Consider the following 25,105-nt stretch of genomic DNA (forward strand, 5'->3'; position numbering starts at 1 on the left):
TTTAGCAAAATAGCCTCCATCATGTCCCTTAGAGCGTGGTTTAGGGTAAATTCCGGGTTCATCTGCGCTTTAACACGGTGAGAACTTAACTATTCTGATCATCGAAAAAAAGCCCTTTTTGCAAAGGATGCAAATGGGCTTTTCGTTAAATCGGAAAATAATTTTCAAATTGAAGTTATTGCAGAATCGTCAATGGTTCAGAAGGCGATTAAGCAAAGTAATTTTTTGCCGCCAAATCGTCAAGTGTAACCATTCCGACCAAAACGCCGTTTTTGACAACGGGAACCCCGCTTATTTTCTCACGCACCATAATCCGGATAGCTTCCGCAACTGAATAGTTTGCATCCACACTGTACAAAGAGGATGAGGTTATATTTTCTACCGGAATGGAATCAGTTTGCTTTTCCGCATAGCCGCGAATTGCTAAGTCCCGTTCAGTTATCACACCGACCAAATCATCATCCTGTATAATCGCTAGAATTCCCGATTGAGTCGTTTTCATCATTTGGGCAGCCTCGTACAACGAAACATGCGGCCCAATGCGCGGCACTTCCTTTCTCATGATCTCTTCAATTAACTGCTCCTTTTTTAACAGCTGATACAGTCCCGCAATTTTTTGATTAGCCTCCTGTAAAACAAGATCCGGTATTAAAGCATCGTAATCAAGGCCATGGGGAAATGTTGCCTTTCCGATATACACGGCCTCTATGCGTAATATGGCGTCTGGAGACTCCAGCTTTCCTTCAACTGCCCGAGTATTGATCCGCAAATAATAAGCGTCCCCGCCTGCATTTGCCTCCATTTTGAAATCATAGGTCGCCCTTCTGTATTCCCATTGCCATCTGACAAAGTCAAGCTTGGTCATTGCTTCATCCAAATAAGCCAGGTCTGTTTGAATCCCATTGATTTGCGCATTCTCTATAATCATCAGGCAACCTCCTCCATAACGTTCAGTCTGCAATTTATACTACTTGACTTGCAGAGGCGTGTAAGTAGCTATTTGGAGTCATAAGCCTTCTAATCACTTGTTTTTAGTGAATGATTTTTGAACTTGAGTAATAATACGCACGTTCCATCATCGCTTGCTCATCCAGCCTTGCTCATAGGCATACCGCGCAAGCTGAACTCTGTTTTCCAAATGGAGCTTTTGAAGAATGTTTTTTAGATGGTTTTTTACAGTATGCTCAGAAATATCCAGATTACTGGAAATATCTTTGTTGCTCATCCCCTTCGCGACCAGCCCCAATATTTCACGTTCCCGGCTGGTTAGTGGACTGGCCTGAGATTCGTTGGAGCCTATGGGCGACAACTCTTTCAAGATGCGAAACGCGAGCTCGCGCGTCATCGGCGCCTCGTCGACGGCAATTGCTTTCAAATACTCGTGCCATGCATCCGGCTTCAGATTTTTTAACAAATAACCTTGCGCGCCTTTTTTGAGTGCATCGAACAGGTGGGCAATATCGTCCGAAACCGTTACCATCACTACTTTGACATAAGGGTATTTTTCTTTCAGCCGTTTCGTCGCCTCCAGCCCGCCTATTCCCGGCATTTGGATATCCATCAGAATCATATCCGGCATCCATGCTTCGCTGAGAGCGAGCGCCTCTTCACCGCTGCTTCCCTCCGCCACCACCTCAAAGGTCGGGTCGCTCTCCAAAATCATCCGAATCCCTTCTCTGGCCATCTCACTGTCGTCTATAATAATCACCCGGAATGTTGACATTTCAAGTTGCCTCCTTTGCGATAGTTATTTTCGTTTCTCCCTCGTTCCTTTCGATATGCAGCCGCCAAGTCATATTGTTGGCGCGGTCCCTCATCATCTTAAGACCATAGCGATTTCCTCCAACCGCAGTCTCCGGCTCGAATCCTTTCCCGTTATCCGAGATCCGGCAAATCCATCCCGTGTCGGTCGTCAGCGCTTGTACGCGGACACGGGTGGCATCCGCATGTTTATGAATATTAAGCAAAGCCTCCCGAACGATCGCCAGTAACTCCACTTTATCTTTAGAGGAAAGCTGCGATTCCGGGATTTCCCATTTCGTTTCAAATTGCAAATCGGTTTCACGGCGCAGCTCGTCAATCAGACTCTCCACTCCTTGCAGCCACGGATTTCTATCCGCATCGGCCGCATGCCGCAAATTTGCGATCGCTTGCCTTACGTAATCGTTCGTGCGGTGCACGCTTTCTTTCAGCTTGTCCAAGGGCAAGTCATCCGCATGCTTCATCCGCTCCATACGGGATACCTGAGCATTCAAGAAAAATACCGATTGCGCGATCCCGTCGTGCAATTCCCGGGCAATCTTCTCCCGTTCCTCCATGACCGCCCGCACAGCCTTCGCTCGATTCAATTCTTCCTGATTATGCTCGATCATGGTGAACAACTGTGTCAGGAATAGCAAGGTTACCAGCAGTACCAATACGGGTGCGAGCCAGTTGCCCAGTTCCATGGAAATATAGGGGAGCAGAAACTCGTGCCGTACATACTCCCATATGCCAATTGTCAAAGTAGGGATGATCAGAATCAGCCATTTGATTTGTTTATATGTCAACTTAAGTCTCCTCTCCTCAAAGTCCGCCTCTTCTTATTCTACCCCGAAGCGAACCGGACAGATATGACTCCAAATGGCTACTGTATTTCTCACTTCAGAAGTAGACTTGTTGGTTAAAACAAGGCGGAGCCACGTATATCCGAAGCGTATGATAAAAGACCATTCTTGTATCGCTCATACTGAACAAATCTTCGGATCGTCATAGGCTCAGGCAACTCCTCGCTCACAATTTGGACAAACCTCCGAGCCCTTTAACACGAAAGAGCCATAGAACCAACGGGATTTTCGCGACTATAATTAACCAGCGTATAGAGGGTAATGAAATTAGGAAAAAAGGAGACCGGTATGAACGCAATCGTTTCGAAACCGCCTGAAACGTCAACACCTGATTCCCGCAAGTCCGCAACGAACAAACTGCTGTCTTCCCTGTATCAAGCCGTATGGCGATGGCACTTCTATGCGGGTGTTATTTTCGCTCCGTTCCTGCTCATCCTAGCTTTCAGCGGCTCCGTGTATTTATTTACACCCCAAATTGAAGGTTACTTGTACAAGGACATGTTGACTGTACGTGAAATCGGAACTACAGCGATGTCCGCAGATGACATCATCGCCAAGACGGTGCGCGCTTACCCCGGTACTACCATTTCATCCATTACGTTTCCCGATGATCCGGAATCAACCGTCAAGATGGCAGCCAATCGCAACGGGACTTCCACAACGATGTATGCCGATCCCTACACAGGGAATATCACCGGAATACTGAACAGTGACAAAACCTTTTCCGCTTTCTTCAAAAAGATGCACAGCGAGTTGGTAATTGGCGGCACATGGGCCAACCGGCTAGTTGAGCTTGCCGCCTGCTGGGCAGTCATTCTTGTGATCACCGGTCTGTACCTGTGGTGGCCGCGCAACAAGTCGGCCATCTGGGGCACGATTCTGCCGCGGCTCAGCAAGCCGGGCAGCCGTCCATTTTGGCGCGACCTGCACGCCGTTCCGGCGTTCTGGTTATCCCTGTGCACCCTTGTGCTCATTGCGACGGGACTGCCTTGGTCCGGCGTGCTGGGCGGCCAAATCGACAGACTCGCCAACGCTACCCATACCAATTATCCGCCCTACGCTCTCAGTTTCATGGCCAAACCGGAGTCGGTAACGGTAGCCAAGGATGTGGCCGACGATGTGCCTTGGGCTGCAGAGAATCTTCCCGTTCCCGAATCGGCGGTCGGCGGGTACGTTCCCCTCGCCGTGCAGGACATGGTTACCATTTCCGGCAAACAACAGGTGAAGCTCCCCTACACCATTTCCATGCCACGGGGCGAAACAGGCGTTTATACAATTTCGACCTCCCACACAAGACCGGGAGACAATGCCACGCTGCACCTCGATCAATACAGCGGCGCCGTACTTACCGATGTCCGTTACGCCGATTACGGACTGATGGCCAAGGGGATCACCATGGGCATTGCTTTGCATGAAGGGCGGCTGTTCGGTCTGGCCAATCAGTTGCTCGGCCTGATCACCTGTATCGGAGTTATGCTGATGGCCGTCAGCTCCTATTTCATGTGGCGCAAGCGCAAGCCGCAAGGCAAACTGGGCGCTCCGGGAAGGCCGGGCGAGAAGCGGGTTACAATCGGTGTCTTGCTCATCATGCTCGTGCTCGGAGCTCTCATGCCGTTGGTTGGTTTGTCGCTTATCGTTGTTCTGATGCTTGATCTGCTCATCATCCGCCGAATACGCCCATTGAAACATTGGTTTTCGGCATAACAAGGAGAGAACTCTCATGAATCTATTCCGCTTTTCCGTTCGCGGAACAGCCGTCGTCCTCACCATGATGGCTGCCCTTTTCCTGAGCGCATGTACAGCCAATCTCGGCTCCACGGACGAGCACGGCCTCCTTCCGCATCTAACCGTGGATATGCGGCTTCCGCCGGAGCTGTCGCCCGGTTCTCCGTTACAATTTCGCGTCACCGTCGGGCAGAGGGGAGCGCCAGTCGATAGCGCGCGCGTAACCTTTGAGTTCTGGCCGGAGGGAAGCCCCGAGCAGCGCCTAGAAATCGCCGGCGTATCTGGCGGCAACGGACTGTATACCGCCGAACACCGTATGAACGATGAAGGCGTATATGTTGTGCGCTGCCGGGTTACATCCGGTCCGCTTGAAGCGATGCCGGCCAAACGGTTCGCTATCGGCAAAGAATCCGTCCTGCGCCTCGCTTCGCTAGAACATCAACAATCGTCCAACCAGCCGGCTTCCGGCGGAAGCAGCGGAGGTCTTCACCACTAACCGATTACAGGCAGCATGTCGGCGAAAGTCCGGCATGCTGCCTGACTCGTCATTCAGAGGTGACAAGACCCGTTTCATTCATGAACCGGGACCTCCGGCAGCTTGATGATCATTTCCAGCCCGCAATCATAGCCCTATGTAGTCATAGTAAAGAGCCCGTCATTTCAGATAAAATAGGAACCGTTATCCACCAAATGAAGCAGGAGTGATAAAACCGCGTGAGTGCTGACCGTAGATCTTCGAAAAACCCGTTGCTCGTATCTCTGCTGATATTATTCCTTGTTGTCGTCGCCTATTGGCTGTATGATACTTTTTTCCGTTCAAATTCGCTCCAGATTAAGATGAATTCTCCTGCGTTTTCCTTAACCGATTTGAATGGGGAAACCGTCACTGAGGCACGATTTGACGGAAAGATCCGAATAACCTCCTTTATTTTTACCCGCTGCCCGGATATTTGCCCCGCCACAACCGCCAATATGGTCGCTCTCCAGTCCGAGCTTCAGAAACAAGGCTTGTTTGGAAAAGAGGTCGAGTTTGTTTCCATTACTTTCGATCCTGTTAACGATACACCGGACGTATTGCAACAATACGCCGAACGATTGGGAATTGATCAACGCGGTTGGACGTTGCTGCGGGGAGAAGAAGGGGAAGTCAAAACTATAGCCTCCAAATACAATATTTCCATTGTACGGCTCGACGATGGCTTGTTTGCCCATTCGGTAACTTCCTTATTGTTGATCGACGGCAAGCAGCGGGTACGCAATATATACAAGATGGGCGAAGAGATGGACAATGAAAAGATGATGTCCGATATCAAAACCTTGCTTGAAGAGCAGCAGCGGGATTCGTAATACCGGCTGCTGCTTCCGCATTTACGGGATCACTTCGACTTTCTCATAGGTGTGCCGCTTCTGTCTCCCATCGGTGACAACTACCTCGATCGTCCAAGAACCGTTACCGGCCATATAGTTCCCTTCGGATTCGTAGGTGTATTTATCAAACCCTTCAAAACCGTAGGGGTCCGGGCCTCCCTCCTTGTACAGAATCGGCACTTTCACCCCCTTTTCGTCTCGCCGAAGAGCTACCTCGGCTGACACGGGTTTGCCCGTTCCGCTCGGAAGCCAAATATCCAGGCGGACTTGCTGCCCTCTGCCGCTCCACTCCCGTATCCGCAGCGACATGTGGGCTTCTTGCCCCATCACATGCCAGTAAATCGGCTCCTTCAGCACTCTTCCTCCAGGAACCGGCGTTGAGACCAGAGCGGATACCAGCATCACAAGCACTGTCAGGCTCAACGAAAAACGTACGCTTTGCTTATAGCGGAAGCGAAAACGCATCTCTTCGTCCCCCGCTCGTCTCCATCGTCCGTATCCGTCTGTCGCAACCCAGACAATAACAAGAATCAGCAGCAGCTTGAACAATATCAGAATGTCTTCCGGCCTGCTCATCCATTCCGCCCGGCCGTCTGCGCCCGGACCTGGAAACAAACCGATCAAGCTTGAAAAAACAATACCGCAGCAGGCAGCAGCGGCCCATGTCATGAATCTCGCAAGCAGCAATTGAAGCTGCGGTCCGGATAATTCCGGCTTCCGGGCCAACGCCGCATAAACCGAAACGCCTCCGCCAATCCAGACAGCGAGCGATGCCGTATGGATACTGGAGACCAATAAGGCGATCGTACCGGTGATCGAAAGGAAGGCTCCGACACTCTCCATATGCAAAAGCGGAACAAGGACCAACGCGCACAACGTTTTAAGGACCGTGGACAATTTGGCAGGGGTAAAGATTTCCCAGACTGCAAGCAGCCACACGATAGCTACGGCGACTTTGATAATAGTGAGCGAGTTGTTGGAGCCTGCAAGCATCAGGGCATACAAGGCCGCAACGGACGCAATCCGTTCGATCCGCCCGATCGCCGGCCAGACTTCCCGCTCGCCTGAGGCGGGCAATAGCACGGCACGGAACACAAATACGCCCAGGAGAAGCATAACCGAGCTCATTTCCGCAAAGCTCTTCAGCTTGACAAGCAGACCGCTCCATTCTCCGCTTACCTCCGCGTGCATATGCTCATGTCCGGAGGAGGCCGCCGCCTCCCATCCCGGAGCAGACGGGACATACAGGCAAACTGCTGTCAAGAGCAACGCCGCAGCAAAACGCCTCATAAAAACACGCATATCGGTACTCCTTCCGCTCCATTGTGACGATTGAACTGATACAACTGATACAGCCTTGCGATAGCGCACATGCCGGTTAATCGACGGGTAATCGGGATCTCGGTGGGAGCTTTGAACCAAATCTCCCACGGTTTGCCGGCTCCCCGCCTTTTGCAGATAACTTGAATTGCTATTCCCCTATAATTCCAAGCTGCTTCGCGTTGTGGCGCAAAATATCAAGCAAAGATTCCATATTCGGGTCCGGGTAGCTTCGAAGCTCAATCCGTTTGGTCTCCTTGGATATTTCGGAAAATCCGGCACCTAGCGGCATGTGCAGGTTATCAACGACTAGATCCGGTTTGAGCTTGGCGAGATCGGCCAGTTGAGACGGGGTCACTTCATTCGGCCCAAATTCCCCGACGATCTCGTAACCCAACCATTTTAAGATCGGGGTCATATAAATCTGCGATACGACCTTTTGACCGGAGACCTTGTGCTCGCCTGCCAAGCGAACGATTTCTTGAGCCAATTGATCCATTTCCGCTTCAAATTTGGCCTGTTGATCCTGTGTTCCCCATATGTCGGCCAATTTTTTCGTTGCTTTCTTATAGCCGTCAGGTGTGTTGTCCACCTCAATGGTAGCCGCCATATCCGGCGATATCTTAGCGCCTTCCATCAATTTGGCCATAAACGGCTCGTACCCGAGATAGACCAGGTAGCTGTCCTTCACTTTGCTAATATCGCTTGGACGGTAATCATATTCGGGCGGATGACGCAGCTCCGACGGCGCAATATACCGAACCTCACTTGCGCCGGCCGCTTCGGCAATCAAGGCCGTCAAACTGGTCGAGGCGACAACTCCTTGCACCTCGGATAGACGGACCGGCTTATTGGGATGGCCGCTCGCCTGCTGTCCGCCGGGAGTATGGTTGCCCCCGTGTTGCCCGGACGCCGCCTGACCGTGTTGTCCCCCGCCGTTAGCTCCAAGATTATTTCCTGCTTGCTGCCCGTGTAATTCCGAACCGTTCTTCTGTTTCTCATGGTCAGTAGCCGCCTGCTGCGTTTGCCCTGCAGCAAGTTGAGGGCTGCCCGTCTCCTTGTTGGATTCCGTCCCTTCGTTCGCATTGCCGCAAGCCGACAAGACCAGCGTCGTTGTCAGCACCATACCGACAAGCATTTTGCCCTTTATTCGTTTCTTCATCTCATTCTCCACCTCATTCAATAAGATATTAGGAACGCCGCAACACAAAAGTCGCGACCAGAACAGCAACGCCCGTAATCGTAATGCTCGCACCGGTTGGAAAGTCGAATAACATGGAAAGAAGTAGCCCGCCGCAAGTCGTAATCAAGCCAAAGACGGACGTCCATCCGATTAATTGTCCAAAGCTTCGCCCGATTCTTAGTGCGGCCATGGCAGGCAGCAAAATAATCGCGTCAACCATCAGCGCCCCTACTATTTTCATGATAACCCCAATCGACAGACCGGTAAGAAACAGCAACCCGCTCTTCAGCGTTTCCGTAGGTACGCCCAGCCATAACGCTTGAGCTTCGTCGTAAAACAGCAGCTGCAGCTCCCTGTAAAAGAACCCGTACGTCCCGATCACGACCAGAGACAGCACGGCAAGGAATGTGATATCTAGCGTGGTTAAGGTCAAAATACTTCCGGCAAATAGCCCGAATACATCCATTGCCGGAATGCCCGCAGCGTGAAAAATCAGAAAGGCGAGCGCGATAGCCCCCGTCATGAAAAAAGCCCCGATCAGTCCCGTATCGAGATTGAGCTTGCGCGAGAGCGGTCCCAACAACAACGAGCCGGCCACAATTCCGCCCATAGCTCCTACAATGGGTGCGGTCCCCCACAATAAGCCAATCGCTCCTCCAAGAAGGGCCATGTGCATAAGAGCAAACCGAATCGTTGTCAGATTCAACATGACAATGACAATCCCCAGCAAGGAAATGGCTGCGCCTGCAAGAATCGCAGCTAGCAGCGCTTTTTGAAATACCGGGAGCTGAAAATATTCCCATACCGTCATGTGGCTTCCTCCGCACCAGCTGCCGTGTAGAGATTACCGTTTTTCAAGTGCACAACCCGGTCCGACATTAGCATAGCCTCTTCTTTGAGGTGGGTAATCGTAATCACAGTCGTCCGGCTATCATGTCTAACCTCGTCGATCAAAGCGTTCAGCATATTCCGGGAGTCCTCATCCAAATAGGTTGTCGGTTCATCCAACAGAAGGATTTTCGGTTTGCGGACCAACGCACGAGCGATATTCAAGCGCTGCCTCTGACCGCCGGACAATAAGCGGCAATCCGTTTGGCGCATAGCCGTCAAACCGACCCGCTCCAGCATATCCCCGGCCATCTCCACATCCTGCTTGCTTGGACGGCGGCCAAATCCGAACGAAGTTCCCCACCTCCCCAATAATACGGCGTCTTCCGCTGATATCGGAAATTTCCCTGTCCCGTGTGTTTGAGGTACGTAGCCGATCATGGAACGCGCCCAGCGTTTATCACGCTTCGAACGAATCTCACGGCCCATAATTGCCATACTTCCGGAATGCACGGGCAACAATTGAAGGATCGCCCGAAAAAACGTCGTTTTTCCCGCACCGTTTTCCCCCACTACAGCAACCGCTTCTCCAGCCTTGATACGAAAAGTGATTTGCTGCAAAATAGGGTTCCGGCTGTAGCCTCCTGTGAAACGGCTCATTTCTATGGCGAATTCTTCTTTTACTGATACCTCCATGTCGAACACCGCTTTCACTTCGTAAAATCGAACTCGAACCCCTCCAGATGGCTGCAATTCATTCTATAGAAAAAGCAGCATCTCCGAAATGACTCCTTGGAGCTACTAAGTCAGGAATGCATTACTATTTTGTGACAAGTCATGCCTGCAAGAAGAAATAAGCAAGCCCGCACCGGATAATCCGATACGGGCTGTTGTTTGATGCGGCGCATATTGCAGTCAAAATAATGGTTTACACTGTTAAACCGGACTTTTCTTAATGCTTCATGCCGTTCCCCGGTTATCGTCTGTCAGCATAATCAATTTGATTAATCCCTGTCGTTATGAGCTCAATCATGTGTCGAATGGTTTAACAAAGGGATCGTAGTCCGCAACAATCAGAACATCCATATGCCGTGCGTGACGGAGCACCGTTTTGACGACTGAGCCATGGCGCACAAGTTTCCAAACATTTCTTGCAGATTGCCCCAAAACCATCTGTGTTGCCATTTTCTCGTCCGATTTGCCGATCAGAACGGAAGCCACATCTCGTTCCTTATCAATAAACTGCACTTCGAATATACCTCCCAATCGCACGGACAGTTCTTTTATGCGTTCGATTCGTTTGTTCACTTCATCCGGAATTACACTTCCTCTGTGAACATAAATCACATACCACTCGGCCTTCAAACGATAGGCGATACGAAATCCCCTTCGAATCAAACGCTCCGCGTTAAGACTTGCCGTCACGCCAACACAAATCGTTTCTTTTTTTCGCCATGGACCACGAAGCGAGGCTTTGCGCTCCCAGGACTCCAATCGCTCATCTACATCATCCGCAATCTCCCGAAGTGCAAGCTCACGCAGCGCAATCAGGTTTCCTGTCTTGAAAAAGGAATTCAATGCCTGTTCTATTTTATTGGCTGCATAGATCCGTCCTTCTCTCATGCGCTGCTGCAAGGACGAAGGCGATACATCAATGAGCTGGACTTCGTCCGCCAAATGCAGGATATGGTCCGGAACGGTTTCGTGCACCCGAATACCTGTAATTTGTTCAACTGCATCATTCAAGCTTTCGAGGTGTTGCACATTCATCGTGGAAATGACGGAAATCCCGGCATCCAAAATGCTCAGCACATCTTCATAACGTTTGCGATTCTTGCTGCCGGGTACATTGGTATGGGCAAGCTCGTCAATTAATACGAGCTCCGGATTCCGCTTCAGAATCGCTTCCACGTCCATTTCCTCGAGTTCCACCCCCCGGTAGTGAGTGTTGCTTCTGGGTATCATCGGCAACGCGCCTACCTGTTCCAATGTTTCGGTGCGACCATGTGTCTCCAGCAGGCCGATTATGACATCGACCTGTTTTTTTAACAGATCGTTCCCCTCCCGCAGCATGGTATACGTTTTCCCTACGCCGGGCGCAGAGCCGATATAGACTTTAAATTTGCCGCGTCTTATTTTTTGTATTCTTTCTTTCATCTCCTGATCCGTCAGCCGATGATAGGAGCTCGGCTCCCGCTTTTGCTGCGTTCCGGCTGGCAAGATCCGCCTGCCTTCCTGTTCCGAGCGGTCTGCAATAAACAAGAGGTCGACATTTTTAATTAGGCTCAACAGCCGGTTTGCGATCGATCCCCTCCAAAACTCTTGCCATGGACTCATCTTGGAATGCCCCATGACGATACGGGTGACATTATGACTGGCCGCAAAGTGAACCAATTTCCGAGGCAGAGCGCGCCGGGAAGCGAGCGGAATTTCTTCGAATGTCCCCTCTACCTTTTTGATCATTTGAAGAAGCGAACGTTTAAAGGTCGAAGCCTCCTTAGACAACGTTTTTTTAGGATTGATAAAGGTCACGACCAGAAGATCGCCACCAAGCCGTTTGGCAACCTGCTGACCTCTGCGAACATAGATCGAACCGTTCCAATGGTATTGCGCAGATACAAGAATACGTTCTGTTGCACCGGATGGACCAAATAACCCTGCCTCCTCCCGATGCTTTTCCAGCGATTCGTTGACCCCTTCGGCTACAAGCCGCAAGGCAAGCTCTCGAAGCTTCGCCAAATTTCCCCGTTTGAACAAGGTAGGATCAGGATGCTGGAAACGGCCATCCGATAATCGCTCCAGTATCGCCTCCGGCGTTACATCAATTAGGCGTACCTCGTCCGCCCAATCCAGGGTATCGGAAGGAATGGTATGTTCTGCGGCAATGCCTGTTAACTTATAAGCGAGCTCGGTTACGCCTTCCAATTCATAGACATTAACCGTAGCGATTACGCTGATTCCTTTATCAAGAAGGCAACGAATGTCTTCCAGTCTTGTCGGATGGAGCGCCCCTTTCCGGTTACGATGAGCCAGTCCGTCTACGAGGACAACTTCCGGATTGCGTTCATACAACCGCTCCAGATTTAAATCTTTGTGCTCGACACCATCCTTCACCCAATGGATGCTCGGAATCCGCTCCAAGTCACCGATCTGCTCCAAAGTGCCGGGACGTTGTCTGGTTGAAACGGCACAAATAACCACATCAATCCCTTGCCGCTTTAACATTTGTCCTTCCTGAAGCATGTGATACGTTTTACCTGAACCGCTGACCGCACCAATGTAAATTTTTAATCGGCCTCGGTGAAGCCTGGAGATGGAATATAAAATTTCTTCCGGCGTTTTTCGTTTGAATGGCTCCATGTTTGTCTCCTTTTTCCCTGAAGCAGCTTGCAAACGGAAATTCCCTGCCCGATAAAAGCAGGCAGGGAGATTCATATTTCGTTTACCTTGTAAGCAAACGTTGCAGTTCGATATTGAGCTGCAATACATTTACCGCAGGTTCGCCCAAGAAATCAAACGTCCGATGGCTCGTTTGTTCTTGCACAAGTCTTTCCAAATGTTGCTGTTCAATACCGGTCAAGTGACTGATCCGCGGAATTTGTGCACGTGCCGCTTCCGGGCTGATATCGGGGTCCAAGCCGGAGGCGGAGTTGGTAATCAGATCAATCGGAAGGCCGCTGACAGGAACTTCGGGATTATTGATCTTCCATTCTTCTAAGGATTTCGTTATTCTCTCCAACAATGCAGGATGTGACGGCGCATAGTTCGGCGATCCCGATCCGTCCGCCTGATAATCGATGCTGGAGATACGGCTATGGAAAAACTCAGGTTCGGAAAACAACTGTCCAATCAGCCTCGAGCCAATAACATTTCCTTTTTCGTCTTGAATCAAGCTCCCCTCAGCTTGTTCGGGGAACACGATCTGTGCGATTCCGGTAACTGCAAGGTTATAGCCGAGTCCGCATAATAACATGAATAGCAAGCTGGTTCGTAGACTGGATGTCAATAATTTCATCTTAGGTCATTCCTTTCTTCATACCCACATATGGATAACAAGATCGATGAGTTTGATTCCAGCGAAGGGAACAAGGACACCGCCTAAGCCATAAATCAACAAATTGCGTTTTAGCAGTTGCGCCGAACTGACTGCTTTATACACCACTCCCTTCATCGCAAGCGGAATTAATAGCGGGATAATAATCGCATTAAAGACAAGCGCAGATAAAATAGCCGACATCGGCGATCCCAACTGCATGACATTCAGAGCATTCATCTCCGGAATGGCGAGCATAAACATGGCAGGCAGGATGGCAAAGTATTTGGCAATATCATTGGCGATGCTGAACGTCGTCAGGGCGCCGCGGGTCATCAGAAGCTGCTTTCCTATCGCTACAACTTCAATAATTTTGGACGGGTCGGAGTCTAGATCCACCATATTCGCCGCTTCCTTGGCCGCTACCGTACCGCTATTCATCGCAATTCCCACATCCGCCTGCGCCAATGCAGGCGCATCGTTTGTGCCGTCACCCGTCATAGCCACCAGTTTACCTTCTGCCTGCTCTCGCCGAATCACGGCAATTTTATCTTCCGGCTTGCTCTCTGCGATAAAGTCATCAACGCCCGCCTCCCTCGCGATGGTAGCGGCAGTAAGCGGGTTATCGCCTGTACACATCACCGTTTTAATGCCCATTTGGCGCATTTGGTCAAAACGTTCACGCATCCCGGGCTTGACCGTATCTTTTAAATAGATGACGCCGTAAATTCGGTTATCGACTGCGACGGCCAGCGGCGTGCCCCCGGCAGAAGCTACTCTATCAGCTGCCACATCCAAATCGGTCGGTATGATCCCGTTCTGGGCAGCTACCCATTTTTTAATCGCGTCGACGGCCCCTTTGCGCACTTTTCGGCCATCCGACAAATCGATCCCACTCATTCGTGTTTCCGCTTTGAATTCGATGAACTCTCCACCGGCAGCTACTGATCCGTTATACCCGAGTTCCAGCTTTTTCATCAAGTCCAGCACGGAACGCCCTTCCGGCGTCTCATCCTTCATTGAACCAATCGCCGCCCACTCGCCTAGTTCAATCGGTTTGGCGCCGCCAACCGGGATAAATTCACTCGCCATCCGGTTGCCATATGTGATCGTACCCGTTTTGTCCAGAATGATTGTATTAATATCCCCCGCAGCTTCCACAGCTTTCCCCGACATGGCAATTACGTTATACCGGGTCACCCGATCCATTCCCGCTATTCCGATCGCAGACAATAACCCTCCGATTGTGGTTGGGATAAGGCAAACAAGCAGGGCAATCAGGACGGGAACATCAATTTCAATGTTGAGGTAGTCCCCGAAAAACGGCAGTGTCACCACGACAATCAGGAAAATCAGGGTCAAACTGATCAGAACCGTATTCAGGGCAATTTCATTCGGCGTTTTTTGCCGTTTAGCCCCTTCGACAAGTGAAATCATCCGATCCAGAAACGATTCTCCCGGGTCGCTGGTGATCCTTACTTTGATCTGGTCGCTGATGACGTGCGTTCCGCCTGTGACGGAACTGAAATCGCCGCCAGCTTCCTTAATGACAGGCGCGGATTCTCCCGTAATCGCTGATTCGTCGACCGACGCGAGCCCTTCGACAACCTCGCCGTCCCCCGGAATCATTTCTCCTTGTGTTATGACGACAATATCTCCTTTACGAAGATCGGTTGAAGCCACCTGCTTGATCTCTCCGCCGACCAATTTGTTTGCAACAATGTCTTTTTTTGTCCGCTTTAACGAATCCGCTTGCGCCTTGCCTCTTCCTTCAGCCAATGCCTCCGCAAAGTTCGCGAACAACAACGTCACCAGCAAAATGGCGGCAACCACTATATTGAACCAAGCCGGTGTCGAGCCTTGGAACGCTCCGGGGAAAAAGCATAGAAATAATGTGATACTAAATCCTATCTCCACTACAAACAGGATCGGATTACGGAACATGACTCTAGGGTCCAGCTTCATGAACGCTTCCTTGACAGCATTCCGGATAATCGACCCGCTAAGTCCGGATGTTTTAGTTTGCATCGTGAGAACCTCCATTACAATCAAACTTATGGTTTCAATGTCAACTGTTCTGCAATTGGGCCGAGTACGAGACTTGGGAAGAACGTTAACGCTCCAACGATCAGCACAGCAGCCAAAAATACAATCGCGAACAACCCCGTGTCCGTCCTAAAGGTGCCTGTCGTTTCCGGCACCGTCTTCTTGGCAGCAAGCGACCCGGCTACAGCAAGCAAAGCGACAATGGAGAAATATCTGCCTAAAAACATAACGACTCCGGTTGTCGTGTTCCAGAACAATGTATTGTCACCTAGCCCTTCGAATCCGGAACCGTTGTTCGCAGCAGACGAGGTATACTCGTACATCGCTTGCGTCAGGCCGTGAAAGCCCGGATTGGACAGCGTATCGGGATAGCTGAACAGCGCAATTGCCGTTGGAACCAGAATGAGAACAGGCGAAACCAGCATCGTGACGGCAATCAGCTTCATTTCCTTGCCTTCGATTTTTTTGCCCAAAAATTCCGGTGTACGCCCAACCATCAGACCGGAGAGAAACACGCCGATCATCGCATACATCAGTACGTTCATAAAGCCGGCTCCTACGCCGCCAAAAGTCGTATTCAACATCATGTTGGCGATGGTGATCAACCCGGCGATTGGCGTCAGCGTATCATGCATCGCATTGACCGCCCCCGTCTCGGATGCCGTTGTTACGACTGAATATAAGGAAGATAGTGCAACTCCGAAGCGAACCTCCTTGCCCTCCATACTGCCTTGTTCATGCTGAATGTCGATTGCATTCAGAGCCGGATTGCCAGTATGTTCAGCCGTCAGCGAAACGCTCAGCAAAACGATAAAGAGCATTGCCATAGAAACAAACAGTACCCGTCCCTGCTTGGCATTCCCGACCATGTTGCCGTATGCAAAAGGTAGGGATGTCGTAAGTAACATCATTAGCAGGATCTGAATCAAATTACTAATTGCATTAGGGTTTTCAAATGGGTGAGCCGAGTTGACGCCCATAAATCCCCCGCCGTTATTCCCGAGCTCCTTAATGGACAAGAACGAACCCATCGGGCCTCGGGCAATGGTTTGTTCACCGCCTTGAATCGTTTGAGCGACCGCCGCCGGTTCAAGCGTTTGTGGAACGCCTAGCGCAACAAAAATAAGGGCCGTAACAAAAGCAATCGGCAGCAATACCCGTGTAATAGCACGAGTCATATCGACGAAAAAATTGCCTAACGGTTTTCCTGCCAGCCCGCGCATAAAAGCGAACACCGCTGCAAGCGCGGTAGCCGGAGCCGTAAACATCATAAAGACGATCGCAATCATTTGCGACAAGTACGATAATCCGCTCTCCCCGCTGTAGTGCTGCAGATTGGTGTTTGTCATAAAGCTGATTGCCGTATTAAAGGCTAGGCTCGGGTCCATATTGGCAATACCGGCCGGATTCAACGGCAAATACGCCTGTGTTCGAAACACCAGATATACGAGCAAAATCATGACGGTATTGCTGACGACTAATGTGGCGACATATTTTCGCCATGTCTGATTCTCTTGGCGAATGCCTCCGATGGCATAAATCCATTTCTCCAATGGACTGTAAAACCGGTCCAGTCCCGTCCGGTTATATTCAAAAGCTCGGGCCATATATAGTCCAGTAGGCCGAGCCAACAGCAGGACCAGCAACAATGTAACGACAATGGCAAGGATTCCAGCCATATCACAATACTCCTTCCTGAGAACAGGCGTTTTTTAGAACTTTTCCGGCTTAACCAGAGCGTAAACCAAATAAACAAACAACAGGATCACGACGATACCGAGCGCCCACATCATGCTTCTTCACGCCCTTCCTCGACAACCTTGCCTGCCCAAGCAGCGAGGCCTATCATGGCTGCAGCCAGTATAGCAACCAGTGCAATCATTCCGATATCCAACATACTTTCACGTCTCCTTTACAGGCTTTACGTTTACTCGCTTAACAGAAAGGACAAGTCCGTCCCTTGTGATAAAATTACGTACTTCGCACCAAGCCCTTTGTAGATGAGCCGGGCATTATTCCCCTGTGTGATGACATAAATCGGCTTTGCCGTCCAGGAACGGCATATTTGAATATACCTGCAGCACAAATCCAAGCTTTGTTCAAACAAGTAAACCTTACCGATCGGCAGCTCGGGGACCAGTAGTGAACGACTGTCTTTTGTATCCACCATAAGAATGTTCTCCACTCCCATTTCCTCCAGAGCTTGCTTCTCCGCTTTATTGTAGGTTAATGCAGCATAGTGCGATCCCTTTGCCGCCAGCACCCGCAGAAATGCTAGACCGGCTTCTGTAGGCGCTGAAACGAGAAGATAATTGTCTTGATCGTTCACGTGTGTCCCTCCTATCCCTACACGGGGAGGCAACAAAAAAGAAGCTAACGAATTGAGATTGCTCTTCCTCAACTTCCAAGGCAAAGCGAGTAAACCCGTGTCTAGTTATAATAAATGTTGCCTCTCTTATGTCGCTTGCGTAGTTAGTTAATTACAAAAAAACCACAGGAGGCCTAAGCCCTGTGGTCGGAAGTTACGATCACAAGCTTCATCATCCTCTCTCCATAAGCAACGCTATTTTCCAAAGAGTTGCTCTTGCTTACGAGGTTAGCTGACGGATTCGGGCGGTGAGAGTCGCCCTACCTGCAACCGGGTCATATTCCGGCGGCAGGATTCACCCCGTACGGATGCTCGCTCTCACACAAGCTTCCGTGATTGGTTCCCCCGTTTGCCTGAAAGGCAATTCAGCACAGTGAATCATTGAATTCATGAACCGAATGTTACTCCCCATGCAAATAATTGTAAAGCGAGCCGCAAGGTAAATTGGTTTCATTTTCTTCTCTACATCTCGATCTGATTCCCTGGCCTCTATTTCCTTCATCTCCCTCCTTCACACGCCGTTTTTCGATCTTTTCCATCATTTTTACGGAACTTTTACCCCCTGGAACCATTTCTTTTGCGCAGTATTTACAGTACGCTAATGGTGAGTTTGAGACTGTCGATTAAATGTGTAGAAGTGTTATCTGGCCGTTCCAAGTGAAAAATTGCCTTCTTCTGCTCAGACAGGTTGTCCGGAATCCCTTTATTTAAATGGAATTTAAGGTTTGGGATTCCGAACAAAACTCGCCAGAAGGCAATCTTTTCACTTTCCACTTGGTTGTTCATAATGAATCGACAGTCTCAGTTTGAGTCATAAGCGCAGCAGGAGGTTCAGCCATGCCCTTTTTTCATACCAAGCACGATTTGCGTCCTTACATCACTACCGCGCTGCTAATTGCGGGAATGACGATCCTAATACAACCTTTCGGGCTCGCCTTTGATTTGGCCAATATTTCGCTGATCTACTTGCTTCCAGTGCTTCTTAATGCGGTAGTTTGGGGACTGCGTCCGGCTTTCTTCGCCGCTTTCCTGGGCGTATTGTCCTTTGATTTCTTTTTTGTACCGCCGGTGCTCAGTTTTACCGTCGCGGATCTTAGGTATTTGTTTTCCTTTGCCGTTTATATAGCAGTTGCGGTATTAACAGCCAGCTTGGCCGCACGACTCAAACAACAAGTGCTTTATTCCAAGCAAAAAGAGAAGCAAACCGCCACGCTTTATGCGCTCAGTAAACAGATTAGCTCTGCCGTCGATATGCCGTCCTTGCTGGACCGTTTTTCCCGACAGCTATCTGAAATCCTGAAAATGGACGTCACGATCTATTTGGCTGAAAACAACAATGAGCTTACGCTCGCCCGTCGTTCCAGTCCATTTTCCCATCATGTACAGGAACAAGCCGAGCTTGCGCTTGCTAAACGCGTCTACAAAGAAGGTAAGTCATTGGAAAAAAGAATTTCACATACCGGAGGACTCATCGGGCATTTTATCCCGCTTCAGATTGAGGAACAAAGATTCGGAGTTATGGTTCTTATTTCCAGGCACGAGCGAAGCGAAACCTTCCCGGAACAAGCCTTGCTATTTGAAGCGGTTGGCGGGTTGGCGGCCAGTGCAGTCGCACGTGTCAAGTTCGAGGAAGAGGCAAAGCTGGCCCATCTGACCGCCGAATCCGAGCGGCTTCGCATCGCCATATTGAACTCCGTCTCGCACGAGCTTCGTACACCGCTCGCAGCCATTATCGGTTCGGCAACCGGGCTGATCGATGGCGAGAAACTGTTTACCGCCGAGGAACGAATGGAACTTCTTGTGACCATTCGCGATGGCGCGCTTCGTATGAATCGGTTGGTTTTGAATTTGCTGGGTATGGCCCGGCTCGAAGGCGGCATGCTTACCTTACGGAAAGATGAGTGCGAATTGGAGGAAATCATCGGCTCTACCTTCATGCAGTTGAAAGGCTACCAGGAGCATCGCACGATCCGCCTTGACCTGCCCGATGAAATCCCCATCGTTCTTGGCGATGAAGCTCTGCTTGAGCAAATGCTGATCAATGTGATCAGCAATGCGATCAAATATAGCCCCGATTACAGCGAGATCATCCTGTCTGTCAAGGCAGGCAGTGAATTCGTCGAACTAACTGTTGCCGATGAAGGTGTCGGGCTGAAGGAAGACGAGTTGGAGCGCATTTTTGAAAAATTTTATCGTTCCGAACAAACCGGGCACCTCACGGGAACGGGCTTGGGGCTGGCCATCAGCAAAGGGATCGCCGAACTTCATGGAGGAACCATCTCCGCCCAGCCTAACGCGCCAAAAGGAGCCATCATCACAATATCGCTTCCGCTTGTCCAAGATAACTAATAGGCTAGCGAGCAATAGGAGGGCGAGACGTATGTCAAACCATGAACATCATGTTCGAGTACTTGTTGTGGAAGACGACACTCAAATACGGAAGTTGCTCAAGGTGACGCTGCAAGCCCATAAATACAACGTATACGAAGCGTCAACCGGAGAAGAGGGACTGGAGCAAGTTTCTCTCGCCGCTCCGGATCTCGTGATACTCGACTTGGGATTGCCGGATCTATCCGGCATGGATGTACTGAGGGGTATTCGGGAACGGTCCGATTTGCCAGTAATCGTCCTCACTGCCATTGACCGGGAAGCGGATAAAATCTTTGCGCTGGATAATGGGGCCGACGATTATGTGACCAAACCTTTCGGAATGGGAGAGCTAGTGGCGCGGATTCGCGTAGCGCTGCGACACTCAGCCAGGGCTCAAGAAGAGCCGGTTCTGCACCATGGGGAACTAACGATCAATATTGCGCAAAGAAGTGTGGAATTGAAGGGAGAACCGGTCAAGCTATCTCCGACGGAATTTGATTTATTGAAAATTCTGGCTATCCATGCAGGGAGAGTCATTACAAAAAGCCAATTGCTGAAGCAAGTCTGGAACGAGCACGATGATTCCAATCGGCATTATTTACGCATATACATCGGGCACTTGAGGAAGAAGCTTGAAGACAATCCCGCAGATCCCAAGTACATTGTAACAGAATCCGGCGTTGGATATCGCTTTCTCGCTGCTGAATGACCGCTCACATTCACGGATGTGAAGAAAACCGCAAGTACAATATCAAAAATGAACGTCACCGCATCAAAATAGGACCCGGATCAAAATTTCTGGGCAAAAACGGATTGATTTTCAGTCTGTTTTGGCGATTTACTTTGCAATCGAAATAACGTAATATGTCCATCAACAACTAAATCATGCATTTCATTCGCGCAAAGTTCCCTCTTCCTTCCGGCTTCTTTTGTTTTTATTCTGGTTTTCATCATCAATTTTAAGCAACCTGAAGCGAGCTTCTGCTCGTTATTGCGAATATTTACCGACAGGGGAAACGTAAAATGATCACAACATCTAACTCCAAGATAACCGAAACTGAAGAAAAAATACTCGTTTGTCTGTATTACGGACCAAGCTCAGAGTTATTAATTCGCCGTGGCTGGAAGCTGGCTACCGCTTTACATGCACCGCTTACCTTGCTTACGGTAGATCCGATATATGATAACCGGTATAGTGAGGCGCGGGAGAAAAACATGGCCTTTTGGAGCTCCATGGCCGAAACATTACAAGCAGAACTGATTGTGGAAAAGAGTGATTCCCGAAATGTCGCAGAAGTTATTGCAGACATTGCAAACGAAAAGCGTATCACACAAATTATTATCGGGCAGTCGGCTCAAACCAAATGGGAAGAGATTACGAAAGGTTCTATTATTAATCAGCTTCTCCATTTGATTGAAGGTGTAGATATTCATATCGTATCTGTACGGCGCGAGAGGCAAAAACAAGACGAGGACTATGAAGCAGGAGTTAAAGCCTATCTTGTAAGAGACGGGAACCGCTTATTACTGCGGTTGAATTCCCTTGTTCCTGAGAAGATCGAAGGCGTCTTTTACCGAAGTGTTCATACAGACTTCAACACTGGCGTTTTTAAGGCAGATGATGGCGGAATGAAATATCTTATATGTGATGGTATCGCATCTACTATCGATACAAAGCCCTCACCTTAACAAGGTGAGAGCTTTTTTGACCTTACCATTACGGGCTAACCTGCCTGAACGATTTATCATTCTCGCGGACTTCCGGGCCCGTTGACCCGGAGCTCCATGCTTTGGAGAGAGGCTTCCCGAAAAGGGGATCTCTCTAGCCAATAAGCACCTTCTCCTCAAGATAACGGAATTTCTCCCGACTTTGCTTTTGCGACAAAGCAAATGCCAGCGTCAATGGCCCGAGCCTGCCGATAAACATGGTCAGGATGATGATCAGCTTGCCGAGCGCGGAAAGCTCCGGTGTCAATCCCATGGATAAGCCCACTGTGCCGAAGGCCGATGTGACTTCAAACAGAACTTCCATAAAATCCTTCTGCAGGCTATGTTCGGTTAACGTAAGCAAAAAGGTGGCCGCGATGACTACGCCAACTGATATCACCATGACAGCTAAGGCACGCATAATAATCGATTGCGGAATTCTTCGATGCATGATTTGAACATCCCGCTTCCCTGTCACAATGCTGATTAACGTGAGCAGCAGAACGACAAAGGTAGTTGTCTTGATCCCTCCCCCGGTTGATCCGGAAGAAGCCCCAATGAACATCAGGAAAATCATAAAAAATTGAGAAGCCGTCATCATCGATGCGATATCGATGGTGTTAAATCCTGCCGTTCTCGTCACTACCCCCTGAAAAAATCCTGCCCACATTTTTTCAGATCCTGTCAATGCACCGAACGTGTCGGGATTAAATGATTCAATAGTTGTGATTACAAGAAAGCCTCCCGCACATAAAATCGCAGAAGTGGATAACACGATTTTGGAGTGAAGAGATAATTTGCGCCAGCTCCGATTTTTCCAAAGATCAAGGATGACGGTAAACCCCAGACCGCCCATGATGAATAACAGCGGAATTACGATATTAATCAGCGGATCTCCTACATATCGGCTCAAACTATCTGACCACAAGCCAAATCCCGCATTATTGAAAGATGAAACGGAGTGAAAGATACCGTAATAAAGCGCGGTTATAAAGTCCATATCGCCCATCCAGCGAATCGTTAAAATAATGGCACCGAACGCTTCAATAACAAGAGCTGCCGCAAAAATACCAATCGTCAGCTTTACGACTCCCTGTGTAGACAGCGCATTCGTCGATTGCTGAATAAGCAGCCGGTCCTTCAAACTTATTTTTTTGCCCAAGACGACCGCTACCAGCACGCTGTATGTCATAAATCCGAGTCCGCCGATCTGAATCAGACACATAATAACAATTTGCCCAAACAAAGAGTAGGCTGTCCCTGTATCTACAACAACTAATCCTGTAACGCATACGGCTGACGTCGAAGTAAAAAGCGCGTCCAACCAACTGATACTGCTGCCGGATGCAGAAGAGACGGGCAAAGCTAGCAAAATCGCCCCCAACAAGATCGGAATGGCAAAACTTAAGAGAATGACTCGTGATGACGTGAAATGAATAAGTGCTGTGGATCTGAATGGATGTACAGCCATAACCATCATCCCCTTTCCCAAGCTCTGCTCAAATAAACTGAAACCGGTTAAGCTTTATCTTCGTATTATTACCTGAAAGTACCGTTGCATTCAACCCTAAAGCCGCCTCGCATCCGAAGCATTTTTATCCCCATAGCTCAAACAAGGAGGGACGGCGCGGAATTATAACTCTATGCGGGCAATCGATAATGGATGATCCGGGTCACCTGTTTACTTTCGAAATGAACTGCTTTATGATAGGGTACAACAACTTCATATTCATCGCTTAATCCTTAATGAAGGAGCGGGGGAACCAACGAAGCGTTTTTCGCTTCAGGGGTAAATTCTTTCATTTGCAGAAAGAACGGGGACTCTCAGACCCGAATCCGACAGCTAACCTCGTAGGCGTCATGAGAGAGAACATGAATGCGTCTTTGGTTTGTCCTGCCCTCACATTCCGAAGCTTGGCAGCAGAATTTCTCTGCTCCAAGCTTTTTTTTGTTCTTTCCCAGAAAAACCGTCATACGGATCAATTTCTTTAGAAGGATGTGCAGGACATGAAAAAACAGTTTATTGTGATTGGCTTGGGCCGATTTGGGTCGAGCCTGGTGCGTACTTTGATTCAAAATGGTCACGAAGTGCTCGCCGTTGATAAAGATGAGCAACTTGTTCAGGACATAGCCGGCATAGCAACCCATGCCGTTCAAGCCGATTGTACAGATGAAGGGGTGCTGAAAGAGCTTGGAGCGCGGAACTTTACTCATGCCATCGTGGCTATTGGCGATGATTTGCAAGCGAGCATTTTAACAACCTTATTGCTTAAAGAATTGAATATACCCCAAATAACAACCAAAGCCAAAAATGAAATGCATGGCCAGGTCCTATCTAAAATAGGCGCAGATCATATTGTGTATCCGGAACGAGACATGGCTGCTCGTCTTGGAAAGCAGCTAAGCTCTGATAATCTGATTGACTACATCGAGTTGTCTCCCGACCACAATTTGGTTGAACTGAAGGCCCCACCTGCGATGAACGGCAAATCTCTACAACAATTAAATATTCGGGCCAAGTACGGGTGTACGATTATGGCGATCAAGAAGGGGGTTCATATCAATATTTCTCCGAAGGCGGAAGATGAAGTGAATACAGGGGATATTCTGGTAATAATCGGAAGCAATTCAGATATTCGAGATCTGGAAGACGACTATGAACAGAAATGAAAAACGTATTCATAGCCGTTCCCTATTTGCTATCCTTGTCTCTATTGTTAACCGGCTAAAGACGCGAACGAGCCCTCCCCAACTCATATTATGTTTTCCGCAAACATTCATGGCGCAGGTTATCGCTGCATGCCAAAGTTGTCTTGCTCGGTTCCGGCATTTTGTTTGCCGCAGGTTTCTGCTTGATTTATTTGCTGGAAAGCTGGAACCCCGCAACCTTCGGTTCCTTGTCTGCTGGGGAGCGGGTATGGGCCTCCTTGTTCCAAGGGGCTACGCCCAGAAGCTCCGGTTTTAATACCATTGACATCGGAAGCATGCTGGCCTCATCACAATTCCTGATCATCATATTAATGTTCATTGGAGCCGCTTCAGGCGGAACCGGCGGGGGCATTAAAATTAATACGGTGTTTGTTCTTGTACTGGCAACCATTAATACGTTCCGCGGCGGCGGGCAAATTCACGCCTTCGAGCGCAAAATCGCAGGCGAGACGGTCATGCGCGCATTGGCTGTTGTAGTCAGTTCCCTTGCCGTTGTGCTTTTGGTCTCCCTTCTGCTGACGGTCTCGGAAGGCATGCTGGAGGAGCACTTTCTGGAGGTACTCTTCGAGGCCACTTCGGCCTTTAGTACAACCGGATTATCCATGGGTCTGACGAGCGATTTGTCTCCGATTGGTAAAATCATCGTGACCATTACCATGTATGCCGGACGACTTGGCCCCCTCACACTGGCCTTTGCCCTAGCTCAAAAAAAGCGTTCATCCAAAATTGGCTACCCCGAGGATCATATTCTGATAGGCTAAACAATAAACAAGAACGGGGCGGGTTTCCGCTCCTTTTTATATTCGCCCCAATATAAGGAGTAGTCCCAGCGTTGCTGCCAC

The 25,105-nt window shown here is 49.4% G+C and carries 23 protein-coding genes, 1 pseudogene and 2 riboswitches; of the genes and pseudogenes, 8 read left to right on the forward strand and 16 right to left on the reverse strand.

Features of this window, described 5'->3' with window-relative positions; translation table 11 throughout:
- Positions 1-208: 208 nt before the first annotated feature.
- From PV433_RS24855 to PV433_RS24870, 4 genes and pseudogenes are all read right to left on the reverse strand, one after another.
- Positions 209-562 carry a CBS domain-containing protein gene (locus PV433_RS24855; protein ID WP_332074786.1) on the reverse strand — a complete coding sequence of 118 codons (354 nt, stop codon included), beginning with the start codon at positions 560-562 and terminating at the stop codon, positions 209-211.
- Between the two features lie 24 nt (positions 563-586).
- A pseudogene (locus tag PV433_RS24860) lies at positions 587-928 on the reverse strand (YugN family protein); the annotation flags it as partial.
- A 147-nt stretch (positions 929-1,075) separates the two neighbouring features.
- A complete protein-coding gene (locus PV433_RS24865) occupies positions 1,076-1,723 on the reverse strand; it encodes a response regulator transcription factor (protein ID WP_332074712.1) in 648 nt (215 codons plus the stop codon).
- Between the two features lies 1 nt (position 1,724).
- Entirely contained in the window at positions 1,725-2,549 is an 825-nt protein-coding gene (locus tag PV433_RS24870) for a sensor histidine kinase (RefSeq protein ID WP_332074713.1), read from the reverse strand.
- A gap of 345 nt (positions 2,550-2,894) precedes the next feature.
- Here PV433_RS24870 and PV433_RS24875 point away from each other — a divergent pair, with 345 nt between their 5' ends.
- The 3 genes from PV433_RS24875 to PV433_RS24885 all read left to right on the forward strand — a co-directional run bounded on the left by PV433_RS24875 (position 2,895) and on the right by PV433_RS24885 (position 5,678).
- Positions 2,895-4,310 carry a PepSY-associated TM helix domain-containing protein gene (locus tag PV433_RS24875; protein WP_332074714.1) on the forward strand — a complete coding sequence of 472 codons (1,416 nt, stop codon included), beginning with the start codon at positions 2,895-2,897 and terminating at the stop codon, positions 4,308-4,310.
- A 16-nt stretch (positions 4,311-4,326) separates the two neighbouring features.
- Positions 4,327-4,827: a FixH family protein gene (locus PV433_RS24880; protein ID WP_332074715.1), complete on the forward strand. Its 501-nt coding sequence runs from the start codon at positions 4,327-4,329 to the stop codon at positions 4,825-4,827.
- A gap of 218 nt (positions 4,828-5,045) precedes the next feature.
- The gene (locus PV433_RS24885) at positions 5,046-5,678 is read left to right on the forward strand and encodes an SCO family protein (protein ID WP_332074716.1); all 633 of its coding nucleotides are present in this window, start codon (positions 5,046-5,048) and stop codon (positions 5,676-5,678) included.
- Between the two features lie 21 nt (positions 5,679-5,699).
- Here the strand turns inward: PV433_RS24885 and PV433_RS24890 are convergent, their stop codons facing one another.
- The 10 genes from PV433_RS24890 to PV433_RS24935 all read right to left on the reverse strand — a co-directional run bounded on the left by PV433_RS24890 (position 5,700) and on the right by PV433_RS24935 (position 17,438).
- Positions 5,700-7,001, reverse strand: a complete 1,302-nt coding sequence (locus PV433_RS24890; RefSeq protein WP_332074717.1) for a hypothetical protein — start codon at positions 6,999-7,001, stop codon at positions 5,700-5,702.
- Between the two features lie 169 nt (positions 7,002-7,170).
- Positions 7,171-8,181 carry a hypothetical protein gene (locus PV433_RS24895; RefSeq protein ID WP_332074718.1) on the reverse strand — a complete coding sequence of 337 codons (1,011 nt, stop codon included), beginning with the start codon at positions 8,179-8,181 and terminating at the stop codon, positions 7,171-7,173.
- 28 nt (positions 8,182-8,209) lie between these two features.
- The gene (locus tag PV433_RS24900) at positions 8,210-9,013 is read right to left on the reverse strand and encodes a metal ABC transporter permease (RefSeq protein ID WP_332074719.1); all 804 of its coding nucleotides are present in this window, start codon (positions 9,011-9,013) and stop codon (positions 8,210-8,212) included.
- Positions 9,010-9,726, reverse strand: a complete 717-nt coding sequence (locus PV433_RS24905) for a metal ABC transporter ATP-binding protein (protein ID WP_332074787.1) — start codon at positions 9,724-9,726, stop codon at positions 9,010-9,012. The genes PV433_RS24900 and PV433_RS24905 overlap by 4 nt, the downstream gene beginning before the upstream one ends.
- A 333-nt stretch (positions 9,727-10,059) precedes the next feature.
- Positions 10,060-12,390, reverse strand: coding sequence for a histidine kinase (locus tag PV433_RS24910; RefSeq protein ID WP_332074720.1), 2,331 nt, complete (start codon positions 12,388-12,390; stop codon positions 10,060-10,062).
- Between the two features lie 82 nt (positions 12,391-12,472).
- Complete coding sequence (gene kdpC / locus PV433_RS24915) at positions 12,473-13,045, reverse strand: potassium-transporting ATPase subunit KdpC (protein WP_332074721.1); 573 nt, start codon at positions 13,043-13,045, stop codon at positions 12,473-12,475.
- An 18-nt stretch (positions 13,046-13,063) separates the two neighbouring features.
- Positions 13,064-15,091: a potassium-transporting ATPase subunit KdpB gene (kdpB, locus tag PV433_RS24920; protein ID WP_332074788.1), complete on the reverse strand. Its 2,028-nt coding sequence runs from the start codon at positions 15,089-15,091 to the stop codon at positions 13,064-13,066.
- Between the two features lie 26 nt (positions 15,092-15,117).
- A complete protein-coding gene (kdpA, locus tag PV433_RS24925) occupies positions 15,118-16,788 on the reverse strand; it encodes a potassium-transporting ATPase subunit KdpA (RefSeq protein ID WP_332074722.1) in 1,671 nt (556 codons plus the stop codon).
- 33 nt (positions 16,789-16,821) lie between these two features.
- The gene (gene kdpF, locus PV433_RS34210) at positions 16,822-16,902 is read right to left on the reverse strand and encodes a K(+)-transporting ATPase subunit F (protein ID WP_379216962.1); all 81 of its coding nucleotides are present in this window, start codon (positions 16,900-16,902) and stop codon (positions 16,822-16,824) included.
- A gap of 134 nt (positions 16,903-17,036) precedes the next feature.
- Entirely contained in the window at positions 17,037-17,438 is a 402-nt protein-coding gene (locus tag PV433_RS24935; RefSeq protein ID WP_332074724.1) for a hypothetical protein, read from the reverse strand.
- Between the two features lie 245 nt (positions 17,439-17,683).
- A riboswitch (cyclic di-AMP (ydaO/yuaA leader) is annotated at positions 17,684-17,858 on the reverse strand.
- 456 nt (positions 17,859-18,314) lie between these two features.
- Between PV433_RS24935 and PV433_RS24940 the strand changes: the two genes are divergently transcribed.
- Positions 18,315-19,826: an ATP-binding protein gene (locus PV433_RS24940; RefSeq protein ID WP_332074725.1), complete on the forward strand. Its 1,512-nt coding sequence runs from the start codon at positions 18,315-18,317 to the stop codon at positions 19,824-19,826.
- 31 nt (positions 19,827-19,857) lie between these two features.
- Complete coding sequence (locus tag PV433_RS24945; protein ID WP_190927039.1) at positions 19,858-20,556, forward strand: response regulator; 699 nt, start codon at positions 19,858-19,860, stop codon at positions 20,554-20,556.
- An 80-nt stretch (positions 20,557-20,636) separates the two neighbouring features.
- Here PV433_RS24945 and PV433_RS24950 read toward each other — a convergent pair whose 3' ends face one another.
- Entirely contained in the window at positions 20,637-20,801 is a 165-nt protein-coding gene (locus PV433_RS24950) for a hypothetical protein (RefSeq protein WP_332074726.1), read from the reverse strand.
- A gap of 69 nt (positions 20,802-20,870) precedes the next feature.
- Here PV433_RS24950 and PV433_RS24955 point away from each other — a divergent pair, with 69 nt between their 5' ends.
- Complete coding sequence (locus tag PV433_RS24955) at positions 20,871-21,536, forward strand: universal stress protein (RefSeq protein ID WP_332074727.1); 666 nt, start codon at positions 20,871-20,873, stop codon at positions 21,534-21,536.
- A 133-nt stretch (positions 21,537-21,669) separates the two neighbouring features.
- Here the strand turns inward: PV433_RS24955 and PV433_RS24960 are convergent, their stop codons facing one another.
- A complete protein-coding gene (locus PV433_RS24960) occupies positions 21,670-23,025 on the reverse strand; it encodes a TrkH family potassium uptake protein (protein ID WP_332074728.1) in 1,356 nt (451 codons plus the stop codon).
- A gap of 252 nt (positions 23,026-23,277) precedes the next feature.
- Positions 23,278-23,428, forward strand: a riboswitch (cyclic di-AMP (ydaO/yuaA leader).
- 133 nt (positions 23,429-23,561) lie between these two features.
- On the opposite strand from PV433_RS24960, the gene PV433_RS24965 reads away from it, so the two are divergent.
- Both PV433_RS24965 and PV433_RS24970 read left to right on the forward strand, forming a co-directional pair.
- The gene (locus PV433_RS24965) at positions 23,562-24,224 is read left to right on the forward strand and encodes a potassium channel family protein (protein ID WP_332074729.1); all 663 of its coding nucleotides are present in this window, start codon (positions 23,562-23,564) and stop codon (positions 24,222-24,224) included.
- A 125-nt stretch (positions 24,225-24,349) separates the two neighbouring features.
- Entirely contained in the window at positions 24,350-25,024 is a 675-nt protein-coding gene (locus tag PV433_RS24970) for a potassium transporter TrkG (protein WP_332074789.1), read from the forward strand.
- The last annotated feature ends 81 nt before the right edge of the window (positions 25,025-25,105 follow it).

This window comes from Paenibacillus sp. GYB004 (assembly GCF_036577605.1).
GTDB lineage: Bacteria > Bacillota > Bacilli > Paenibacillales > NBRC-103111 > Paenibacillus_AB > Paenibacillus_AB oceani.